The organism is Desemzia sp. FAM 23988, from assembly GCF_045528365.1.
Classification (GTDB): Bacteria; Bacillota; Bacilli; order Lactobacillales; family Carnobacteriaceae; genus Desemzia.
Genome location: NZ_JBGQQS010000007.1, coordinates 35,181 through 51,305, shown reverse-complemented (window position 1 = coordinate 51,305; position 16,125 = coordinate 35,181). Strand labels below are relative to the sequence as shown.

General features: G+C 38.7%; 15 protein-coding genes. 8 read left to right on the top strand and 7 right to left on the bottom strand.

The window, feature by feature from the left end; all coding sequences use genetic code 11:
- The first annotated feature begins 193 nt into the window (after positions 1 to 193).
- Positions 194 to 2,098 (top strand): heavy metal translocating P-type ATPase, encoded by a 1,905-nt coding sequence (locus ACEN4L_RS05655; protein ID WP_407096278.1) that lies wholly within the window; start codon positions 194 to 196, stop codon positions 2,096 to 2,098.
- Positions 2,099 to 2,248: 150 nt separating this feature from the next.
- Here the strand turns inward: ACEN4L_RS05655 and ACEN4L_RS05650 are convergent, their stop codons facing one another.
- Positions 2,249 to 2,626, bottom strand: a complete 378-nt coding sequence (locus ACEN4L_RS05650) for a pyridoxamine 5'-phosphate oxidase family protein (protein WP_407096279.1) — start codon at positions 2,624 to 2,626, stop codon at positions 2,249 to 2,251.
- A 298-nt stretch (positions 2,627 to 2,924) separates the two neighbouring features.
- On the opposite strand from ACEN4L_RS05650, the gene ACEN4L_RS05645 reads away from it, so the two are divergent.
- Positions 2,925 to 4,118, top strand: a complete 1,194-nt coding sequence (locus tag ACEN4L_RS05645) for an ATP-binding protein (protein WP_407096280.1) — start codon at positions 2,925 to 2,927, stop codon at positions 4,116 to 4,118.
- A 1,149-nt stretch (positions 4,119 to 5,267) separates the two neighbouring features.
- Here ACEN4L_RS05645 and ACEN4L_RS05640 read toward each other — a convergent pair.
- The 4 genes from ACEN4L_RS05640 to ACEN4L_RS05625 form a co-directional block, all read right to left on the bottom strand.
- Positions 5,268 to 5,978: an SWIM zinc finger family protein gene (locus ACEN4L_RS05640; protein WP_407096281.1), complete on the bottom strand. Its 711-nt coding sequence runs from the start codon at positions 5,976 to 5,978 to the stop codon at positions 5,268 to 5,270.
- Positions 5,975 to 6,673 (bottom strand): DEAD/DEAH box helicase, encoded by a 699-nt coding sequence (locus ACEN4L_RS05635; RefSeq protein WP_407096282.1) that lies wholly within the window; start codon positions 6,671 to 6,673, stop codon positions 5,975 to 5,977. The genes ACEN4L_RS05640 and ACEN4L_RS05635 overlap by 4 nt, the downstream gene beginning before the upstream one ends.
- 36 nt (positions 6,674 to 6,709) lie before the next feature.
- Positions 6,710 to 8,509: a DEAD/DEAH box helicase gene (locus tag ACEN4L_RS05630; protein WP_407096283.1), complete on the bottom strand. Its 1,800-nt coding sequence runs from the start codon at positions 8,507 to 8,509 to the stop codon at positions 6,710 to 6,712.
- Between the two features lie 329 nt (positions 8,510 to 8,838).
- The gene (locus tag ACEN4L_RS05625; RefSeq protein WP_407096284.1) at positions 8,839 to 9,204 is read right to left on the bottom strand and encodes a GNAT family N-acetyltransferase; all 366 of its coding nucleotides are present in this window, start codon (positions 9,202 to 9,204) and stop codon (positions 8,839 to 8,841) included.
- A gap of 279 nt (positions 9,205 to 9,483) precedes the next feature.
- Here ACEN4L_RS05625 and ACEN4L_RS05620 point away from each other — a divergent pair, with 279 nt between their 5' ends.
- Genes ACEN4L_RS05620 through ACEN4L_RS05610 form a run of 3 tightly spaced genes read left to right on the top strand, consistent with a single transcriptional unit; the run spans position 9,484 to position 11,390 of the window.
- A complete protein-coding gene (locus ACEN4L_RS05620) occupies positions 9,484 to 9,834 on the top strand; it encodes a helix-turn-helix transcriptional regulator (protein ID WP_407096285.1) in 351 nt (116 codons plus the stop codon).
- The gene (locus ACEN4L_RS05615) at positions 9,827 to 10,711 is read left to right on the top strand and encodes an ImmA/IrrE family metallo-endopeptidase (protein WP_407096286.1); all 885 of its coding nucleotides are present in this window, start codon (positions 9,827 to 9,829) and stop codon (positions 10,709 to 10,711) included. Before ACEN4L_RS05620 ends, ACEN4L_RS05615 begins: the two co-directional genes overlap by 8 nt.
- On the top strand, positions 10,701 to 11,390 hold the full coding sequence (locus ACEN4L_RS05610) for a hypothetical protein (RefSeq protein ID WP_407096287.1): 690 nt from the start codon (positions 10,701 to 10,703) through the stop codon (positions 11,388 to 11,390). The genes ACEN4L_RS05615 and ACEN4L_RS05610 overlap by 11 nt, the downstream gene beginning before the upstream one ends.
- A 127-nt stretch (positions 11,391 to 11,517) precedes the next feature.
- On the opposite strand, the gene ACEN4L_RS05605 is transcribed toward ACEN4L_RS05610, so the two are convergent.
- The gene (locus ACEN4L_RS05605; RefSeq protein ID WP_407096288.1) at positions 11,518 to 12,102 is read right to left on the bottom strand and encodes a GNAT family N-acetyltransferase; all 585 of its coding nucleotides are present in this window, start codon (positions 12,100 to 12,102) and stop codon (positions 11,518 to 11,520) included.
- Between the two features lie 468 nt (positions 12,103 to 12,570).
- Here ACEN4L_RS05605 and ACEN4L_RS05600 point away from each other — a divergent pair, with 468 nt between their 5' ends.
- Positions 12,571 to 13,116 (top strand): RNA polymerase sigma factor, encoded by a 546-nt coding sequence (locus ACEN4L_RS05600; protein WP_407096289.1) that lies wholly within the window; start codon positions 12,571 to 12,573, stop codon positions 13,114 to 13,116.
- A gap of 59 nt (positions 13,117 to 13,175) precedes the next feature.
- Here ACEN4L_RS05600 and ACEN4L_RS05595 read toward each other — a convergent pair whose 3' ends face one another.
- Positions 13,176 to 14,105 carry a competence protein ComK gene (locus ACEN4L_RS05595; protein ID WP_407096290.1) on the bottom strand — a complete coding sequence of 310 codons (930 nt, stop codon included), beginning with the start codon at positions 14,103 to 14,105 and terminating at the stop codon, positions 13,176 to 13,178.
- Between the two features lie 510 nt (positions 14,106 to 14,615).
- Here ACEN4L_RS05595 and ACEN4L_RS05590 point away from each other — a divergent pair.
- Together ACEN4L_RS05590 and ACEN4L_RS05585 are read left to right on the top strand one after the other, a co-directional pair.
- On the top strand, positions 14,616 to 15,128 hold the full coding sequence (locus ACEN4L_RS05590) for an ABC transporter substrate-binding protein (RefSeq protein ID WP_407096291.1): 513 nt from the start codon (positions 14,616 to 14,618) through the stop codon (positions 15,126 to 15,128).
- Complete coding sequence (locus tag ACEN4L_RS05585; protein WP_407096292.1) at positions 15,125 to 16,114, top strand: peptide ABC transporter substrate-binding protein; 990 nt, start codon at positions 15,125 to 15,127, stop codon at positions 16,112 to 16,114. The genes ACEN4L_RS05590 and ACEN4L_RS05585 overlap by 4 nt, the downstream gene beginning before the upstream one ends.
- Positions 16,115 to 16,125: the final 11 nt, after the last annotated feature.

Below are 16,125 nucleotides of genomic sequence, written 5' to 3'. Positions count from 1 at the left end.
CTTCCAAACTTGACAGTAGTCAATTTTTATCCAATCGAAAGACTTTATAGTAATCAATGTAAAGAGGGAGCTGCATTCAAAATAAAAAATGAATTCTTTTTTCACAACTTGACGGCAGTCAAGTTGTTACTGAAGCGGTTATCTTATACTACATGTATCAAGAGCATCATTACTGAATTTGGAGGGAAAAAACATGCAACATTATATATTAAGCAAGAAAAATGTCATTACCGTTATCAGTGGATTGTTGATCGCATTAGGATTCTTCAGTCACTTTGTATTAGAAAATACCGCACTTTTTGAATGGTCTTTGATCATCGCATCTATCTTTGGGATCGCACCAATAGCCATTCAAGCGTTACAAGCTATGAAAGTCAAAGTCGTCAGCATTGATATTCTGGTCAGTATTGCAGCAATTGGCGCACTCTTCATTCAAAACTATGAAGAATCAGCTATTGTCACGTTCTTATTCTTATTCGGACACTATTTGGAACAACGGACATTGAAGCAAACGCGCTCCGCTATCAAAGAGTTGATGGAAATAGCACCCGAAAGCGCCTTGAAGCAAATGGACAATGGGGATTTTGAAGAAGTGGAAGTGGAGGATGTCGACGAAGGAGACACCTTGCTAGTTAAAACCGGCGCAAAAGTACCTGTAGACGGTACCGTAATTTCAGGCGCAGGGCATATCAATGAAGCCAGCATTACCGGCGAATCAGTACCCGTCAATAAAGCTGCTGGTTCCGAAGTTTTTGCGGGTACCATTTTAGAAAACGGCACGATTCAAATTCAAGCAGACCGTGTCGGTGAAGACACCACATTTGGAAAAATTATTGAGTTGATAGAAGAAGCTCAAGATTCTAAATCGGAAGCCGAACGCTTCATTGACCGCTTTTCTAAATACTATACACCCGCTGTCTTGGTGCTGGCACTTGTTGTTTGGCTGGTTAGTCAAGACATTGAGTTAGCAATTACTATATTGGTATTAGGCTGCCCAGGTGCATTAGTTATCGGGGTTCCGGTTTCAAATGTTGCTGGTATCGGAAATGGCGCTCGCAACGGCGTACTTTTAAAAGGCAGTGAAGTCATCCAAGACTTCAGCAAAGTGGACACGATTGTATTTGATAAGACAGGTACCTTGACTGTTGGAAACCCAACTGTTGCTGAGACGGAACTGTATGAAACAGATTCTGCTGAAATGCTAGGCTACCTAGCCAGTGTGGAACGGGAATCGGATCATCCTTTGGCAAAAGCGGTCTTAGAACAAATTGGGGAAACGAACATCTCTGCTGTTGAAAAAACAGAAGTAGTGAAAGGCGGCGGAATCGTTGCAAGTGTAGATGGACATAGAGTGGCTGTTGGGAATGTGGCACTGATGGAAAAAGAAAACGTCACCCTCAACAAAAAAGCCCAAAAAGATGTCCAGCGGTTTGAACAACAAGGAAATTCTCTAGTATTGACAGCGGTCGATGGTGAATTAAAAGTACTGATGGGCATTCGCGATCAAGTCCGTCCGGGCGTCCAGGCCAATCTGCAAGAGTTGAAAAACTTAGGCGTGAAAAATCTAGTCGTCCTTTCGGGAGACAACCAAGGAACTGTGGATGTTGTAGCCAGCGAACTCGGATTGAGCGAAGCATACGGGCACATGTTGCCGGAAGATAAATCAGCTTACATCGGAAAACTGCAACAACAAGGACAAATTGTGGCCTTTGTTGGTGATGGCGTCAACGATAGTCCGTCTTTAGCATTAGCCGATATCGGTATCGCAATGGGAAGTGGAACAGATGTAGCCATTGAGACATCCGACGTCGTCTTAATGAACTCAGATTTCAACCACTTGCCTCATGCATTAGGATTAGTAAAAGCCACCGCAAACAACATGAAACAGAATATTGTGATTGCCATAGGAGTTGTGTTGGTCTTGCTGATGAGCGTTTTCTTCAGTGAATGGATGAACATGTCGATTGGAATGCTAGTTCATGAAGGCAGTATTTTATTAGTTATCTTCAACGCGATGAGATTGATGAAGTTCAAATTGAAAGGCAGAAGGAAGCAAGTAGAAACTGTGGCACGAACAGAAACAGTAAAAGCGGCATAAAGTGTATTGAAATAAGGACAAAATATAAGACTCATTCCTGACATTGATGAATAGGATCATCAACGTCGGGAATGAGTCTTATATAGGTTGGAATAGACCAATCTCTTAGTTTGTGAAACGTATAGTCTAACTAAAATTCAATCATTTAAGTTAAAGGAGCTGTCTAGCTGACTCCACAGTTACTTCAAGTAATTTATTCATAAAAGGAAATTCTGCTTTCATTTGTTCAAATTCAGCGCCAGAATCTGTAAAATGTGCTCGACCTTCTACTAAGAAGCCGGTACCTTGGTAGTTGTTGAATCCTTCTACTTCACGACTGCCTAATGTTAAAATAATGCGGTCATTCTTAGCAACATCACCTTGGACACTTGTAAATCCTGCAATAGGAGCTAAAATGCGTTCATCCTCTGTAATACGTAAATAGGAATTCCAAGTACACCGCACGTTGGGTTTATCATCGTTTCCCCACGAAGTTATAGAAACAACGCCCTCATGCTGAGTGACTGCATAAAATGTTTGACTTAACATATTTTTTCCTCCTTCTATTAACCATTGTGACATTTCTATTATACACAAATACGAACACTTGTTCAATATAAGGGAAGGAACTTTATGAAATACATTATGTTTCATGCAACACTAGTGAGAATAAATAGAAGTTTTTTATTTTTGCAAAAACTGGAGTTTCTATTTCTGATAGACACTTATACCCCTTTACACTGGAGCCACACTTCACATTTAGCAATAATTACATAAAATTTGAAGTTAACTTCAAATAATGTTAATATTTAATAGAAATAGAAGATTAGTTATTGGAGGGGTTGTAATGTTTCAAAGACCAGATTATCTTAATCAATTGATTCAATTTAAAGACTCTGATTTTATAAAAGTTATTACAGGAGTACGACGTTCTGGAAAATCAGTTCTCTTAATGCTTTTTAAAGAGCAGTTAAAGCAGGAGGGAGTATCCGAAGATCATATTATCTATATAAATTTTGAAAGCTTTGAATATCAGACAATTACAACGGAAGAAAAGTTTCGTGACCAGTTAAATAAGCTGCTTCCTAAAGACAATAAAAAAATCTATTTATTATTGGATGAGATTCAAGTCGTAAAAGGATGGCAACGTGTCGTAAACGGAGTTCGAGTAAGTTTTGATAGTGATATTATCATTACAGGGTCAAATGCAAATATGTTATCTGGTGAGTTAGCTACGCTTTTAAGTGGGCGTTATATCGAAATTCCAATATACCCACTTTCATTTCGTGAATTTTTAAGCGTAAAAGGAATTGAAAGGGATTCACGGAAGGTAGATAGTGCCTATAATGAGTACGAAAAATATGGGGGGTTTCCAAGCGTTGTTATTGCAGAAGAGTCTATTAAAGATACCATTTTGTCAGGAATTTTTGATACCATTGTTTTAAATGATGTGGCGCTGAGGTCGGGTGTGAAAGATCCTACAGCCTTGAAATCCATTATCAGCTTTTTGGCAGATAATGTTGGTCAATTAGTCAATGCCTCAAAAATTGTGAACACTTTAAAAAATGAGGGTGTTGAAACAACGACACATACTGTAAGTCGTTATTTAGACTTACTTGAGAACGGCTATCTATTTTATCGAGCGAAGCAATATGACATACGAGGACGAGAATATCTTAGAACCAATGGCAAGTATTTTATTGTAGATGCTGGGTTACGAAGAAATGCAATTGGCAGAAAAGATGGCAATTATAGTAATCGATTAGAAAATATTGTCTATATAGAATTACTGCGAAGAGGTTATACAGTTGATGTTGGCAGACTGGATAGTAAAGAAATAGACTTTGTGGCACGAAAGTTAGACGAAACTCTGTATGTTCAAGTAGCATACGAACTACCCAATAACACACATGAAACAGACAACTTATTGAACATAAAAGATAATTATAAAAAAATAGTCGTCACAGGCAGGTATCATGATGTAGAACAAATAGTCGGCATTCCAATTACCTACATTGCAGATTGGCTGCTATCAGATTAGGGTGTGTCTTAAAACTATGGTTAGGTATTATTTGACATGGGTGATGAAGAAAGCCGATTGAACATCAAGGGGAAACTCGCGGTGATGAAGAATAGCGTTTGAACATCAAGGTGAACCAGCTGGTGATGAAGAAAGCCGATTGAACATCAAGATGAATCAGCTGGTGATGAAGAAAGCTGTTTGAACATCAAGGGGAAATTCGCGGTGATGAAGAAAGCCGATTGAACATCAAGGTGAACCATCTGGTGATGAAGAAAGCCGTTTGAGCATCAAGGTGAACCATCTGGTGATGAAGAAAGCTGTTTGAACATCAAGGTGAACCAGCTGGTGATGAAGAAAGCCGTTTGAGCATCAAGGTGAATCAGCTGGTGATGAAGAATAGCGATTGAACATCAAGGTGAACCAGTTGGTGATGAAGAAAGCCGATTGAACATCAAGGAGAAACTCGCGGTGATGAAGAATAGCGTTTGAACATCAAGGTGAATCAGCTGGTGATGAAGAAAGCCGTTTGAACATCAAGATGAATCAGCTGGTGATGAAGAAAGCTGTTTGAACATCAAGGTGAACCAGCTGGTGATGAAGAAAGCCGATTGAACATCAAGGTGAACCATCTGGTGATGAAGAAAGCCGATTGAACATCAAGGTGAATCAGCTGGTGATGAAGAAAGCCGTTTGAGCATCAAGGTGAACCATCTGGTGATGAAGAAAGCCGATTGAACATCAAGGTGAATCAGCTGGTGATGAAGAAAGCCGTTTGAACATCAAGGGGAAACTCGCGGTGATGAAGAATAGCGTTTGAGCATCAAGGTGAATCAACTGGTGATGAAGAATAGCGATTGAACATCAAGGTGAATCAGCTGGTGATGAAGAAAGGGAGTTTTTTTGAAGCCGTTGTATTAATAAGCCGCTGTTGCTCTAGAATAAATAACTAGACAACTTCGACTTTCAGCCAACGTTACGATGAGGAACCAAAATTTTTTATTTCTTGTCAAAGTAGTTTTAAGACACACCCTAATTGGAAGACCCGATAGTGGTGAACTAGTGGAGAATATTCGTCATCGCTCTTTTTTCGTAGGACGTGTTTAAACTTGCTTGACACCACCTTATCAAAAGCAGCATTTGATAGGGTGCATCTTACTGAGACAATCTCTACAAATCAAAAAGATCAATAATTGAATCGTCTTCAATAATTCGACTGGATGTTGCAGTATGCGCATTTTCTAATAATGTCGTCATTTTTTCTTCAACGGATTTTTTGATTAAAGCGGTCGTATCGATTCCCCGTAATTCGAATAAAAGCAGCGGGTCCAAATCCAATTTAGCGCCTACAGCGTAAAGGACTGCAGAAATATGTTTGCACATATGTGCCCAATCCGGACAATCACAAGAGAGATCGATTTCATTTAGATTAGGAAACAAACCGTTCTCGCTGGTCAAAAAAGTTTCAGCGAGTGTTTTTGGAAATTGGCCATTTGCTAGAGCCTCTAAACTTTCGATATGCCCGCCGATTTGTTGAATCAATCGTTTATCAGTAATAGGATCGATTGCAATGTCTACTTGATACAATTTTGAACCGCTGCCGCTGACGATTCCTTTGACCGTTCCTTTTTCAATCGTCAAGTCAAAGACAAAGCCGTTTTTGATGTAAGAACGCCCGCGGTCGATGCGGTTATCATAATCGGCATAGTGTTTTAAATGATCGCACCACGCTTTTCCCCAAAAGGAAGCAGCGATTTTGGTGCCTTTGATCAGGATAGGTTGAGCACCAGGATGTTTTTTTTGATAGGTTGTCAGTTTTCGTGCAGCTTTTTGCTTTTTTTCAGCCATACTTTCATAGCTGTAAAAATCATAACTCGTCATCCGTTATCCACCTCCAATGTAAAGAGATTCCTTAAGTCATCGTTGCTCATTTCTGTCAACCAATTCTCACCGCTTGTTTCAGTGATCAAATCATTGGAGAGTTGTGTTTTTTCAGCCAACAGTTCATCGATTTTTTCTTCGATCGTTCCGCTGGTCACAAATTTATACACAAAGACATTTTTTTCTTGTCCAATTCGAAATGCTCGGTCAGTAGCTTGGTTTTTAATGGCTGGATTCCACCATCGGTCAAAGTGGATCACGTGATTTGCAGCCGTTAAATTCAGACCCACACCACCGGATTTTATGGAAAGGACCATATACGGTGTGTACGTATCAGGAACGTTAAATTGTTCAACCAGCTCTCCGCGTTTTTTTACGGGAACGCCGCCATGTAAGACCAATCCAGACTGACCAAAAACTTCTGCTAAAAAGACATTGAGAGGCTCGCACATTTCTTTAAATTGCGTGAAGATTAAAACTTGTTCGTGCTTGTCACGAATCGTTTCGCAAATGTCTCGCAACGCTTCAAATTTTCCGCTGAGTTTAGGTTTGAATTCTTGATTGCCTAAATACTGGTCAGGATGGTTGCAAATTTGCTTGAATTTAGAAATCGCCGCTAACACTAAACCTTTTCGTTGAATGCCGTCAGTGGCTTCCAGTGATTTTTCAATATCTCGTTGAAGACCTTTATACAACGCAATCTGTTTTTTGGAAAGGGAAACGTATTCTTTCTATTCGTTTTTTTCCGGCAGATCAGAAATAATGCGGTGATCGGTTTTCAACCGTCTGAGTATAAAAGGCGAGATCATTTGACGTAAAGCTCCATAGTCAGTGCCTTTTTTGATTTGTTTTCCAAATTCCGTTTTTGAACCCAACAGTCCGCTATTTAAAAAATCAAAAACACTCCATAAATCAGATAGCCTGTTTTCAATTGGGGTCCCGGTCATCGCAATTTTTGCGCGGGCCTTCAGGGCTTTGATACTTTTAGTCTGTTTGGTTCCTGGATTTTTAATGGCTTGCGCTTCGTCTAAGATCAAAAGGTCAAACCGCTCTTCTTTAAGAGCCTCTATTCTGGCAACCATACCATACGTCGTGATAAGCAAATCAGCTTCTGCGTCTTGAATGAAGTTATTCTTTCCATGTAAGACTTGGATCCGCAAATGTGGTGCAAACCGGGCAGCTTCTTTCTTCCAGTTTTCGAGTAAAGAAGCTGGAATAACTAAAAGAGTACGTTTGTTTTCTTGGCGCAGAGAATCGAGTAAAGCCAAGATTTGCACGGTTTTTCCTAAACCCATATCATCCGCTAATAAAGCACCAAAGGTCTGTTCTTGCATAAAGTTTAACCAGTTATAGCCTACTAACTGATAAGGGCGCAGGTCAGCTTGAAAAGATTTTGCAGGTTGCTCTTGTTGGATTTGAGTGGGTGTGGTCATCTGTTGAAAAACAGTTTGCAGCCATTGACCATTTGTTGTTTCGATCAAAGACTGTTCTTCTTCCTCAGAAATTTGCTGCTGCCGCAAAGCATCAAAAAGAGTCCATTCGCTGTTTTCTTTCGTATCGTAAGTCGTTAATAACTGCTGCAGTTTTTGGTGATTGATTTCCACCCATTTGCCTTTCAAGAAAGCCAATCCTTCATTTTGCTGTAATAAAGCCTCAATTTCTGCTCTTGAATAGCGGTCTTCGCCTAAATAGATTTCTGGTCTGCCAGCTAAAAGAGCATCCATTCCAACTCTGCTTGGTTTTGTATCGCCAATGGTTACTTTGATGGTCGTCTTGCGTTCTTTTTTCCAAAAATCAGGAATACGGCAAATGACTCCTTGTTCTTCATAAAGAGCTGTTTCTTTTAAAAATTGATAGGCCTCGTCTTCATTGAATCGTAAAGGTGAAAATAATTCCCCTGATTCAACCAATTGAGAGATGAAAGCAGATTTATCAGCAACTCGTCCAACAGCGGACAGTAAAGAGAGCATCTCAGAAGACTCATTGAATTCTGTAAGTGCATTTTTTAGAGGCATATGACTGACTCTGTCTTGATTCTTAGTCGCATAGGTAGCTAAAAAAGCGAAAGGAAAGCCGTCTTGTTTGCTTTCAACCAAATGAAAGTAAACCCTGCCCGCAACAATTAAAGATTTGTTTTTTGATTGAATATATTCAGAGACACTGCCTTGAAAACGGCTCATTTCCTCATTAAAAATCATTGCCAATTCTTGGTGAACGTTTTTCAGCCATTGAACAGTAATAAATTCATGGCCGATGGCAAAAGGTGCCTTATTCATAAGACTTTGATAAATCGTTTCTGAAGGGGCTTGGAAGATGCGAGTGACTTCGATTTCTCCGTCATTTTTTAATACGGAGACAAACTCTTGCGCTACATTGAATAGATAGGCAATCGAGACATCCGTTTCTACTGTCTCTGAAGAAAACCCTTGTTCATATAGAGTGCTAAATGGAGCTTTTTGTAATGCCCGTTCAAATTCTTTTGTTGGGTTTTCAATATAAAAGCCTTTTTCTAAAAAAATCGCTTGTGCCATATGTTTATGTAGTCCTTCCTTTTGAATCATCTCATTGAAAAAGCAGCCAACCGGAATAAAGTTTCTTTTAAGATTATTATACGATGTTTAAGATGCAACTGAAAGCAGAAGGGGAAAGTTATAAATTACTATTGGGGTTTGGTAAAATAAGGTGAGTAAACAAAAGGATTTGATTTTATGGAAAAAGAAAGAGCCGTAACTTTTATCGAAAAAGCTGCGGCTGCTGAATTAGGGATTGTTGCATAAATCGTTCCCGATATTTTTTCCTTTGATAAACTGTTAGGAGAATGAAGAGCTTTTATTTAATGCTCAATCACATATAAACGTTTTTAAATCTCCAAACCAGCTAGAATATCCATCACTTTTTTGTATTCTGGATTAGGTCTTCCATCTAAATTTTTATCTGTAATCTCAAATCCCAACTTTTGATACAATCCAATAGCTGCATGGCTCCAAGTTTGAGTATGCAAGTAAACAGGAGACGTGTCTTCCAGAGTTTGCAATGTCTTAAGTGTGCGAGTCATCATAGCTTTTGCGAGACCTTTTCCTTGGTAACCCGGTTTTACTGCTACCCAATGAACAAGCGGGTAACGATTACCGTTGGGTGTTTCTTTCCACCATGCTGAAGCATCTGCGATATGCCTTAGATAGAAACGACACTTTATAGTGTAAGAACTGAAGATTCTTGAAATCAAAGTAACAAGTATCTTAGAAATATCGTAATTACATTAAAAATGGATGGAATAAGGAGTGTTAATTAAACAACAATAAACTAAATCCTTGCATTTACTTCATATTCTTTAAGAAATTTTTAGCCAAGATACAGAATAATTAATGAATATGTAATTTTAAGCATCATAGTTTATGAATTTGTGAAATTAAAAATAACATTTCTATGATTATTGATTATTTTTGTCATTAGTAGTATCGTATAGGTGAAGATAGATTTACTATTCTGTCTAGGAGGTTTTATGATGAAAAAGCTGTCTATAGATAAATTAGCAACTATAGTAACAAATAAAAGAAAAGAGAAAAATTTTACTCAGGAAAATCTAGGGGAGTTAACTGGTATCAATAGGATTATGATAAGTCGTATTGAAAGGGAAGACTTTATTCCATCTGTTACGCAATTAGAAAAATTAGCGGACATACTTGAATTTGATATTGCGGATGTATTTATTGAAAAAGAAAAGGGAAATTCTTTTGTCGCACTAAGAAGCGAAGCGCTAAGCGATAATGAAAAAGAAGGAGTAGAACAACTCTTTAAAATGATGATCTCTCTGAGACAACAAACGCTGCTAAGGAGAAAGATTGAGAATGAATGAACCTACTAAGCTTAATGAACTACAGTTAGAGGAAATTCGTAAACTTGCTAGAGAGCGTCGTCAGTCTCTTGGATTTGTTGGGGAAGCTCCCATTGCAAATGACATTTTTACAATATTGGATCAGCTAGACATTATGTTGCTCGAATACCCTATCGAATCTGAAAAAGGGAAGCCCGCTTTTTCAGCAGCCATTATGTATTCAGAAGAAGGTGGAAAAGAGCTTGTTTTTATAGGGGTAAATACTGCTGATTATTACGACAAACAAATCTTTGCCATTGCTCATGAGTTGTATCATTATTATACAAAGACGGGGTCTCATCTTAGTCGATTAGATGACAAAGAAAGTAACGCAAACGAAGCAAAAGCGAATCGTTTTGCCGCAGAATTTTTATTGTCAGAAGAAAATTTAAAAGGGATTGTACTTGAAGAATTTAAGGTATCTTCTTTAAAAAATATTTCTGATAAAACTCTTCTTCGTTTTATTGCGCGTTTGCACTGTACCTATTGGCTTCCTTACCACTCTCTTATCAAAAGATTAAGTGAAATAAAAGCTATCACGCAAAGACAAAGTAAACAACTCTATGCTATTGATGAAAGAGCCGCAAACAGTGAGTATTTTAAAACCGGGTTAGCTATCAATAAGGAAATTTTTAACAAATTAAATACCATCACAAAAAATACGGGTACCTCAGCTCAGAATATTGAAATTATTTTACGTAACTTTGAAGACAATCTTATTGATGAAGAAAAGTTTGCTGATACACTAAGCCTTTTCAATAAAAAACCAGAGGAATTTGGCTACGGCACCACTATATCCGATGAAGATATAGACGAGCTTAATGCTTTTTTTGCTGTGAAGGATAATGATGAAGATTAATATCCAAAAGCCTAATCCCGCACTTATTAGCATTTTTGAAGATCCTAATCAGATGATTACTTTAGATGCTAATTTTTTAATTCCGCCCTACCGCAAACATGCTAACCGTGGATTTAGTTTTTCTCAATTTAAAGAAGTATGGCTAGATCCTATTTTCTCAGCTTTTCCAAACTTAGCTATTCATGAAGCTGTTTATGAAGAATTACTCCAATCTTCTGTTCAAAACTACGTAAAAGACTTACTAGGAGAAAAACCAGCCAAGATTATTCTTCATAAAGACTCTGACCTTACTTCAGTAGAAGAAGGCGTAAGAAAGTTAATTGAATCCAGAGTTTATAAACTTACTAATTATGACCCGGTAATTGATAATAAAGATGATCGTGGAGAAGTAAAGTCGCTTGCCTATATAGCAGCTAAAGGATTACTTTATTTTGCAGCTCATGATTATAATGCTATCCAACTTGTAGAAAAGGCTGAAGAATGGTCAACTGGACTGGATAATGTACAAGCTATTCAAATGTATGAACTTATATACTATCTTTATACAAAAGGACTAGGAGATAATAAAGCGCTTCGTTTTTTGTATAAATATCAATATTACTTAACAAAACATGAAAAAGAAACAAATCTCGAATGGGGAGAATTTGTACGTCATATGAATATGTTCTATCTAAGTTGAAACAATCCAGCAATAAGTTTGAAGAAAATAACTTTTTGTCTCACAAAACAGTCTCCTGTTTTACTTTTATCGTATTGTTTCAGCTTCGCGGACAAATTGAATAAAAGGATTAAATCGATTGAACGATTTAATCCTTTTTTGAATTCTCCAAACCAGCTAGGATATCCATAGCTTTTTTATATTCTAAATTAGGACTTCCATCTAATTTCTTATCTGTGATCTCAAACCCTAACTTTTGGTACAAGCGAATGGCTACGTGGCTCCAAGTTTGAGTATGGAGATAAATAGGAGAGGTGTCCTCCAGAGTTTGCAGTGTCTTAAGTGTGCGAGTCATCATAGCCTTAGCTAGTCCTTTTCCTTGATAGCCTGGTTTTACTGCAACCCAATGGACAAGCGGGTAACGATTACCGTTGGGTGTTTCTTTCCACCATGCTGAAGCCGTTCCGACTTTTTCTCCTGACGGATCTGTGATAAATAGCATGCGCTGTTTCAACTCTTCTGTGTAAGGAGCAAACGACCTTTCAAAATAATCCAATGCTTGTGTTTCATCCTCAAATTCTGCGACAGCCGTTTCAATAGCAGCCCATTCACGTTCATCGCCTTCCTGGTAAAATGTAAATTGAAATCCTTCAGGTAAAGCTTGTTCCTTCACTGGAAGCTCGCGCTCTCGAGACATCCAAATTTCTGCATAAGGGATTGATTTATCCAACAAAAAAAGCACCTCTTTCTTTTTTGATAGTTGAGTTAACTGTACCATTTTATGGTTGTAAAGTTAAATGGATTCTTTCTGTATCAGGAAGGATTTACTAGCTGCATGAATAAATCGGTAGTTTTTTGGTTATCCAAAGATGTATCGAAAACAGCTGAAGTTATAGCTTATTTCAAGTTTGGTCTGAAAACGATGGAGTTTAATCCATTGACGGACAAAATGGCACTATTGTGCTGTTCCTGATTTCTAGATAAGGGATCTTGGATTTCATTTGTCTATTTGAAGAGAAGAAGTGCTGGTTTGAATAGGTTCGTGTAAATTAATCATTTAAGCTGTTTTGCCGCTAAACTTTTTGTAACAGGGATCTTTGGCGGCTTTTTTAGTGTCTTTGCTTCTTTGTCGGATTGTCATCAGAGCGGTATTCTACAAGTGTACAAGGCCTTGTAACACCACTTGAAGGATATGACAGAGATGTTGAGAAAATTAGCGGAAGAGAATGAACGGGATTTTTTTGATCAGTATTCGGGGATGGTTCATGGAGCATTGAGACGATTGGGTGTGTGGCATATGCATGCCGATTACGATGACTTTGTGCAGCAAGGTCTATTGAAGTTAGTAGAAGCTTATGAAAATTATCCCAAAGACTTGGAGCAAGAGGAATGTGCGAAGCAATTTGGCGGATATGCGTATCAAAAAGTGTATTGGCACATGATTGACTTGATGCGGAAACAAAAGCGTCAATGGGAAAGTGAGATGGCTTGGCCAGAAGATTTAGAAGGGAATCAGCCAGATACTCAGGTGTCTATTGAGCAGAACTATCAAGAAATGGATTTACTGAAAAACATGTTGCCGTTGTTAACAGCGACGGAACAAGCTTATTTAGTGGATGCAGTCGTCAATCGAATGTCAGTGACGGAGATTGCTCAAAAACAAGGGGTTAGTCGCAAGACGGTTTATGAATGGAAGAAAAAAGTAGCGGTCAAATTGGCTTGCTTTTTAGAGAACTTGAAAGCGTAAATTTAAAAAGGAGAAGCAGCTTATGCCAAGTGACTAGTGGCATGGGCTGCTTCTTGTTTTTAGGATTCAGTGGGTGGTTCATTTCTAAGGTCTCTTAGAAATGCTTCTTTAACTTCGTCGCTATAAGGATTGTCCTCTCCGAAAATTTCTTCCATGGCTTCATTCATGCAGTACATCGCCATATAAATCAGAATCTTTTTTAGGGGATAGTGTTTAAAATGTATCGAATGAGTAGCTAAGTATTTTTCTACAGGGTTTAATCCAGTAGTGTATGACCATTCACTAGCGTAAGGAGAAAGCATCATCAATTGAGCGACCATTTTATCTTGCAACAATTTTAAAGCAGCAGCCCGTTCGATTTGCTCTCGGTAGCTGTGAGGAGAAATCATCAATTGCAGTTCATGATGGTTTTGGAATTGCACTTGCATATAGTTCCCTTTTTTATGTTCTTCTTCTCCGCAAATGTGGTGCAATCCATACCAGCTAGCAGGTTCTTTAGCAGTTCCTTTCTCGGGAACAAATATTTCAAGACCGGATATAAAAGGACATTTTTGATGAATGCCTACAGTCTTGCCAATGTATTGAACAAATTTATAATCCAACGGCTTTTGATTGAAATAGCGTTCCATGATTGTTTTCGAATCCTCTGTGGACACTAATGGCGGTTCATTTATCTGGAAGACAATTGTGTTATAAGGAGTATCTTTCCTATCTCGAATGTCTTTGACATAGAAAGTGTCGGCGTTGACTAAGATATGCGCTTGTTCCAAACTAGCAGCTAATAGAGTCGGAAGATTAGTATCAGTAATCAACATAGGCTGAAGCCTTTTTCGAGTAAAGGTGGTTTCGTAATAATAATCTGATTCATTTATTTCATTCGTATGCTGAATAGATTGTTTTGGTAAAAAGCATGCTTGCGATAAATAATAAGCCTTTCTCCAGTTATTGTAATACCCTCGATGCTGATTGTGATCAAAACCCTCTTCCATTCTTCCAACTCCATTTCATTTTCATTTTGTGATAAACTTAATTATGATTATATTGTAACCGTTATCAATCGTGAATGCATCAAGTATTTTTAAGTTTAACTCATTTTTCTAGTCTGTTTAGAGCAGGTACCTGGTTCAGGGAATTTTCTTTAAGCAGACAGGCCAGTAAGTACCGAAACTGCACGGTAGGTAGCAATAGGTGTACAAAAAAAGAGGACCTAATCAAGCCGTAAAGTAGGGTGACCGAGAAAAATTTAACATCAATTAAACTCTCTTCTCCATTGACATTATAAATCTGTCATGTTAATTTAATCATAATCTAATTTCAGGAATGAGGAACGTATAAATGAAGAAAAAGAGTTGGTTTTTATTGAGCGCAAGTTTGGTGTTGCTTGGAGCTTGCAGTAATGACGGTGGTTCAGAGAGTACAACCGCTGTTCCGGACGAATCAGGCGGGGCTCTGTAGCGCTTGCAGCGGATCAAACGATTAATTTATCGGTGACCAATGAATTGGCTACAGCTAACCCGTTGTTTATGCAAGATATCCAAACGACAACTGGCGGTAATCAGTTTTACGAAGGATTGTTCCGGCTGGATGAAAAAAATGTGGCTCAGCCAGCACTTGCTGTGGACTATCAAGTTTCCCAAGATGGTCTGACCTATACATTCCAATTACAAGAGGATGCAAAATGGTCCAATGGAGATCCCGTAACTGCGCATGACTTTGTTTATGGGTGGCAGAAGGCAGTCGATCCCGATACAGCCGCTCCTTATGCCTATATGTTTGAACCCGTTGTAAATGCTGCTGAAATTAACCGCGGTGAAATGGAATCGGCTGAATTGGGGATAGAAGCCACTAGTGATACCGAATTGGTCGTGCAGTTGAACGTACCGGTTTCTTACTTGCCGGAGATGTTAACGAACCCGTACTTCTTCCCGTTAAATGAAGCGTTTGTTGAAGAACAAGGAGATGCCTATGGAACTTCCGCTGAGACGACTCTTTCCAATGGGCATTTGAGTTGATCAATTTGGAAAGTGGCGCGCAATCGTGGTCTTATGTGAAGAATGAAGACTATTGGGATGCAGAGAATGTAACGTTGGAGACCATCAATATGCAAGTTACCAAAGAAACAGGAACGGCTTTAAACTTATATGAATCTGGACAATTGGACAATGTCTTGCTTTCAGGAGAATATGCTCTCCAAATGCAAGGAAGAGAAGACTATTTAACAGAAAATATTGCTAATACCAGTTTCTTGCAATTCAATATGGAAAATGAATCGCTTGCCAATTTGAATTTGCGCAAAGCAATCAACGCTGTCATCAATCGAGATGACTTGGTGAACGTTATTCTTGGCAACGGATCTCGTCCTACTACAGCTTTTGTGCCGGATAATTTTGCAGTAGACCCTGAAACTGGGGAAGATTTTACTGCAGGTCAGCCCGATTATGAAGGGTTTGATTTGGACGCTGCTCAAGAATACCTCGATGCTGCCAAACAAGAATTAGGAACGGATACGATTGAGTTTGAATTGACTGGTGATGACGACGAAACGAGCAAAAAAGTCAGTCAGTATATTCAAGGGGTAATCCAGAATAACTTGGAAGGTGTTGAAGTTACTATCGTCAATATTCCAAAAAACAACCGCATCACTAAAGGTGGAAGTGGAGATTTTGATGTGATATTAGGCGGCTGGAATGCCATTATTCCCGATCCAGTAAATATGTTGGATTTAGGGCACAGTGAGACGACTTTTAATCATGGTCACTACGCTAAGCCAGAGTTTGATGCGTTGTTGGATGCAGCGGAAGGCGAGCATGCGAATGACGAAGTGCTGCGTTTTGAAGATTTACGGGCAGCGGAGACGATTTTTGTCAATGATGTAGCTGTCGCACCACTTTATCATAGTTCGGAAGCCTTTTTATGGGACCCCGCTATTCAAGGAATCGTGCGGCACTCTGTAGGCGCCCGTTATGATTTCAAAGATGCTTATGTAACAGCAGAATAAAAGAGAAAAGG